The organism is Pedococcus sp. P2_E4 (genome assembly GCF_056403935.1).
On sequence record NZ_JBFUEO010000075.1, the window covers coordinates 1 to 5,957 of the forward strand.

4 protein-coding genes and 1 pseudogene are annotated in these 5,957 nt (G+C 71.5%); all 5 read right to left on the reverse strand.

The genetic code is table 11. The features are described 5' to 3' along the window. Nucleotides 1-1,227: GAF domain-containing protein (locus tag AC1DV7_RS17990; RefSeq protein ID WP_477598706.1), on the reverse strand; the 1,227-nt coding region annotated here is incomplete at its 3' end. A gap of 51 nt (nt 1,228-1,278) precedes the next feature. Next, nucleotides 1,279-2,043: a 3-hydroxybutyrate dehydrogenase gene (locus tag AC1DV7_RS17995; protein WP_477598707.1), complete on the reverse strand. Its 765-nt coding sequence runs from the start codon at nt 2,041-2,043 to the stop codon at nt 1,279-1,281. Nucleotides 2,044-2,211: 168 nt separating this feature from the next. Then, entirely contained in the window at nt 2,212-4,326 is a 2,115-nt protein-coding gene (locus AC1DV7_RS18000) for a 3-hydroxyacyl-CoA dehydrogenase NAD-binding domain-containing protein (protein ID WP_477598708.1), read from the reverse strand. Continuing rightward, complete coding sequence (locus AC1DV7_RS18005; RefSeq protein ID WP_477598709.1) at nt 4,323-5,540, reverse strand: thiolase family protein; 1,218 nt, start codon at nt 5,538-5,540, stop codon at nt 4,323-4,325. The genes AC1DV7_RS18000 and AC1DV7_RS18005 overlap by 4 nt, the downstream gene beginning before the upstream one ends. Nucleotides 5,541-5,626: 86 nt before the next feature. After that, nucleotides 5,627-5,957, reverse strand: a pseudogene (locus AC1DV7_RS18010) (ribonuclease D); the annotation flags it as partial.

Below are 5,957 nucleotides of genomic sequence, written 5' to 3' on the forward strand. Positions count from 1 at the left end.
GACCAGCACCGCGTGCGGACGGGTGGGGTCGACGCCCTCGCTGCGGGCCCGACCGGCGAGCGTGGAGGTTTCGCCGCGCCCACTGACGAGGTCGGCGACGAGGTCGGTCCGGACCCGCTGCTCGGCCTCGGCAGCGGTGCGTTCGAACAGCAGGACCAGCGCGGTGACCACGGAGGCACGCTCCACGGTGCGCTGGTCGGCGTCGTCGAGCTGGTCGACTCCGCCGAGCACGAGCACGCCCAGCGGGGTCTGGGGGGCCTTGACGGCGATGGCCCACTGGCCGCCGGCCCCGGCGAGCCGCCCGGTGCGCAGGGTCTCGGCCACGGCCGGTGAGGCGCCCAGGCCGGTGGGGTCGTCGGTGGGGACGTCCCCGTGCGTGCTCAGCAGGTCGCCCTCGGCCCCGAGGAGCACGACCCAGCCGCCGAGCAGGTCGCCGAGCGCCTTGGTGATGTCGTCGACACCGCCTCCGGCGAGCACGAGCTCGGCGAAGCGGTCGTGCGCCGCCGCGGCCCGCTCGACGCCCGCTGTGTGGCGGCGCACCTCGTCGGCGCTGCGGTTCTGCACGATCGACACCGCGGCCAGGGCAGCCAGCGACCCCAGCAGCGCCACCTGGTCGGGGGAGAAGGGCCGCGGCGCGCGGTTGGCGGCGAACAGCACCCCGACGAACTCGTCCTCGACCACCAAGGGGGTGCCGCAGATGGACACCAGGCCCTCCTCGCCGACCGCGCTGTCGATGGCGCCGGTGTGCTGGAAGCGGTGGTCGCTGGGGTAGTCCGCACTCCAGTAGGGCTTGCGGGTCGAGGCCACCAGACCGCCCAGGCCGTCACCGAGGGAGAGCCGGAGGGACTGGAAGTCGGCGCTCACCGAGCCGTCGGTGGCCCGCATGAAGGTGTCCTGCGCGTCGGGGTCGTAGAGCGTCAGGTAGGACACGTCGGTGCCGAGCAGCGTCCTGGCCCGGCGCACGATGGCCTCGAGGATCCCCGTGGGGTCGCGCAGGGCCGCGAGGTCCCTGGCGGTCTCGACGAGGGCCGTGAGCTCGGCCTCGCGCCGGCGCCGCGAGTCGAAGGCCGCACGGACCCGTCCGGCCAGCTCGCGGGCCTCGCCGGTTGGGTCGTCGACAGCGGCGAGCTCGGCGGTGGGAGCGCCCTCGGCGAGCAGCCGCAGCAGGGTCATGGCAGCCGCGTCTGCCGGTGCGGCGACCGGTGCGTCCCCCTCCTGCGCGTCCATCACTTCCGGATCCTAGGTGTGCGGGGGGTTCTGTGGGGGTTTGACCGACGCTCAGTGCGCGGTCCAGCCGCCGTCCATGGCGAAGGACGAACCGGTGACCGAGTCTGCAGCGGGGCTGCACAGGAACGCCACGAGCTCGGCGACCTCGTGCGGCTCGACGAGCCGCTTCAGGGCGACGGGGGCGAGCATCACCGTCTCGACGACCTCGCTCTCGGGGATCCCGTGGCTGCGCGCCTGGTCCGCGATCTGCTTCTCCACCAACGGTGTCCGAACGTAGGCAGGGTTGACGCAGTTGCTCGTGACGCCGTACTCGCCCCCCTCGAGCGCGGTCACCTTCGACAGGCCCTCGAGGCCGTGCTTCGCCGACACGTAGGCCGCCTTGAACGCGCTCGCCCGCAGGCCGTGCACGCTCGAGACGTTGACCACCCGACCCCACCCACCGGCATACATGTGGGGGAGCACGCGCCGGGTCAGGCGGAACGGCGAGGTGAGCATCAGGCGGATGATGAGGTCCCAGGTGTCCGTCGGGAACTCGTGGATCGGGCTGACGTGCTGGATGCCCGCGTTGTTGACGAGGACGTCGACCTCGCCCGGCAGCGCGTCGACGGCGTCGAGGTCGGACAGGTCGACCACGAGCGGCTCGACACCGCCGACGGAGTCGAAGCGACCCAGCCCGGCCTCGTCCTGGTCCACCGCGTAGACCTTGGCGTCGGCGGCGAGGAGCCGCTCGACGCAGGCGGCGCCGATGCCGCTGGCCGCGCCGGTCACCAGTGCCGTGCGTCCGGACAGGTCGAGCAGGGCTGGCGTCATCGGCATGCGGCGAGACTAGGTGCGCCGTGAGCACGCCAGCATGTGCTGCCCCGCCACAGTTGGCCCCGGACCTGTGTGGTGGGCGTGGGGGGCGGGCGACCCCGTCCGGGAGGGCACGTGGCCGGCACACCGTCGATTCGGTATGCCGGCCACGGGCCGTGCGGAGGACGTCGCCTACGCGGGCACGCTCGCGGCGCCCGCCGGGAGGAAGCGCTGTCCGGTGACCTTCTCCGAGACGCCCTCGCGGTCGAGCAGGGGAGTGAGGCCACCGTTCCAGAACTGGAAGCCGGCGCCGGTGATCATGGCGAGGTCCAGGTCCATGGGAGCCTGCGCGACACCCTCGTCCAGCATCCGTCGCGCCTCGTCGGCCAGCACGCCGAGGACCCGTTCGCGGACCTCCTCGGTCGTCAGGACCACGGGGTCGGAGGGCTTGTCGAACAGCGCCTCGACCTCGGGGTCGACCACCGGCTTGCCCTCGGGCCAGATGTAGATCGCGGCCTTCTTCGCCCCGACGACCTTGCGCAGGTTGTCCGAGACGTAGAAGCGGTCGGGGAAGGCCTTGGCCAGCGTCTCGTTGTTGTGCAGGGCGATGGCCGGCCCGACCAGGCCGAGCAGGATGAACGGCGGCATCGGGGCGAGCCCCGCGAACGCCTTGTCGGCCACCTCGATCGGCGTCCCCTCGTCGACGACCTTGGCGACCTCGCCCATGAAGCGGCCCAGGAGACGGTTGACGATGAACGACGGGCTGTCCTTGACGAGGATCGTCGTCTTCTTCAGGCCCTTGCCGGTGGCGAAGGCCGTGGCGAGGGTCGCGTCGTCGGTCTGCTCGCCCTTGATGATCTCGAGCAGCGGCATGACCGCGACCGGGTTGAAGAAGTGGAAGCCGACGACCCGCTCTGGGTGCCGCAGCTCCGAGGCCATCTCGGTGATCGACAACGACGAGGTGTTGGTCGCGAGGACGCACTCGGCACTGACGATCGCCTCGACCTGCGCCCAGACCGTCTTCTTGACCGACATCTCCTCGAAGACCGCCTCGATGACGAAGTCGGCGTCGGCGAAGCCGTCCTTGGTGGTCGCGCCGGTGACGAGGGCCTTGAGCCGGGTGGCCTTGTCCGCGCCGAGTCGCTTCTTGGCGAGAAGCTTGTCGACCTCGGAGTGGGCGTAGCCCACTCCCTTGGCCACCCGCTCCTCGTCGAGGTCGGTCATGACGACCGGCACCTCGAGGTTCTTGGCGAACAGCAGGGCGAGCTGGCTGGCCATGAGACCTGCGCCCACGATGCCGACCTTCGTGACCTTGCGGGCCAGCGCCTTGTCCGGTGCCCCAGCGGGTCGCTTGGCACGCCGCTGGACCAGGTCGAAGGAGTACAGCCCAGCGCGCAGCTCGTCACCCATGACGAGGTCGGCGAGCGCCTCGTCCTCTGCGGCGAACGCCTCGTCGCGGGTGGCGGTCCGGGCAGCGGCGACGAGCTCGAGCGCACGGTAGGGGCCGGGCGCCTTGCCGCCGGTCTTGAGGTCGACCAGCGACTTCGCGGTCTTGAGGGCAGCGGTCCACTCGGCCTCGTCGCGCGAGACCTCGGGACGCTCCACCACCACGTCGCCTGAAAGGACCTTGGCCGCCCACAGCAGGGACTCCTCGAGGAAGTCGGCCGGTGCGAACAGCGCGTCGGCGATCCCGAGCTCGAAGGCCTGAGGGCCCTTGAGCATGCGGTTCATGTTCATCGGGTTCTCGATGATGACCGTGAGCGCCCGGGCCGGCCCCACCAGGTTGGGCAGCAGGTAGCAGCCGCCCCACCCGGGTACCAGGCCGAGGAACGTCTCGGGCAGGGCCAGTGCGGGCACGCCTGCCGAGATGGTGCGGTAGTCGGCCGCCAGGGCGATCTCGACGCCGCCGCCCATGGCCGCGCCGTTGACGAACGCGAACGTCGGCACGGGCAGGTCCATGATCGCGCCGAACGCGTCGTGACCGGCCCTGGCGACCTGGAGGGCCTGCTCGCGGTCCGTGGCCTGGGCCACGGCCTTGAGGTCGGCCCCCACGGCGAAGATGAACGGCTTGCCGGTGATGCCGACAGCCTGGATCTCGCCGGCCTCCGCACGGGCCCGCAGCCCGTCGACGGTTGCCTTGAGGCCCTGGATCGTCTGCGGCCCGAAGGTGTTGGGCTTGGTGTGGTCGAAGCCGTTGTCCAGCGTGAGCAGGGCCAGCGTGCCGGCCTTGCCGGGGAGGACGACGTCGCGGACCGGGGTGTGGGTCACGACCTCCTCGAAGGCGGGGGTGGGACTCTGCTCGCTCATGCTGCGACCTCCGTGCCGTAGTCGGCGTGGTGCGGGTTCTCCCAGATGACGGCGGCTCCCATGCCGATGCCGATGCACATGGCCGTGAGGCCGTAGCGGACCTCGGGGTTCTCCTCGAACTGGCGTGCCAGCTGGGTCATGAGCCGCACGCCGGAGGAGGCGAGCGGGTGCCCGGTGGCGATGGCGCCGCCGTACTGGTTGACGCGAGGGTCGTCGTCGGCGATGCCGAAGTGGTCGAGGAAGGCGAGCACCTGGACCGCGAACGCCTCGTTGAGCTCGAACAGGCCGATGTCCTCGATCGACAGGCCAGCCTTGGCGAGCGCCTTCTCGGTGGCTGGGACCGGTCCGATGCCCATGACCTCGGGCTCGACCCCGACGAAGGCGAAGTCGACCAGCCGCATCTTCACGGGCAGGCCGAGCTCCAGCGCAGCCTGCTCGGACGCCAGGATGCAGGCCGTGGCGCCGTCGTTGAGCCCGGCGGAGTTGCCGGCGGTGACGTTGCCGTGCGGGCGGAACGGCGTCTTGAGGGAGGCGAGGTCCTCGAGGGTGGTGCCGGGGCGCGGGGGCTCGTCCTGGGTGGCCAGGCCGTAGCCGAGCTCCTGGTGGCGGGTGGCGACCGGCACCAGGTCGGGCTGGATCTGCTCGTTCGCGTACGCCTTGGCGAGCTTGTCCTGGGAGCCGACGGCGAACGCGTCGCTGCGGTCCTTGGTGATGGAGGGGAACCGGTCGTGCAGGTTCTCGGCTGTCGAACCCATGACCAGCGCCGAGGGGTCGACGAGCTTCTCGGCGACGATGCGGGGGTTGGGGTCGACGCCTTCACCCATGGGGTGGCGGCCCATGTGCTCGACGCCACCGGCGATGGCGACGTCGATCGAGCCGAACGCGATGGAGCTGGCCGTGGTCGTCACGGCCGTCATCGCGCCGGCGCACATGCGGTCGATGGAGTAGCCGGGCGTGGTCTTGGGCAGACCGGACAGCAGCGCAGCCATGCGACCGAGGGTCAGGCCCTGGTCGCCGATCTGGGTGGTCGCCGCGACGGCGACCTCCTCGACGCGCTCGGGCGGCAGCTCGGGGTGTCGGCGCATCAGCTCACGGATGCAGCGGATGACGAGGTCGTCGGCGCGGGTCTGGGCGTACATGCCCTTGTCCCCGGCCTTGCCGAACGGGGTGCGAACACCGTCGACGAAGACGACCTCACGCAGGGTGCGGGGCACGGGTGCCTCCCTAGGGATCGAGTGCAGAGACCTCGATGCTACTTCTCGGTAACAACGGGGTCACCCGTCGCGTGGCGTGAGAGCCGTCACGCCTCGTCGGGGTGGTCTGCGAAGGCCCGGCTGATCATCGGCGCCACCACTGTGGTCTGCCACGGTCGCGCCCCCAGCGCCGCCAGGGCGTCGGCGAAGGCGTCGGTCGACCGCTCGCTCGGCGGGGACCAGATGACGCGTCGCAACGGGTCGGGCGACAGCACGTTCTCGACGGGGACCTGGTGCTCCTCGGCAAAGGCCGTGAGCGCCTCGCGGGTCTGGGTCAGCCGGGCCGCGGCCACGGGGTCGCGGTCGGCCCAGGCGCGCTGCGGCGGAGGCCCGTCCGAGCGCAGGGTCAGCGGCGGCAGGTCCGCGTCGGGGATGTCG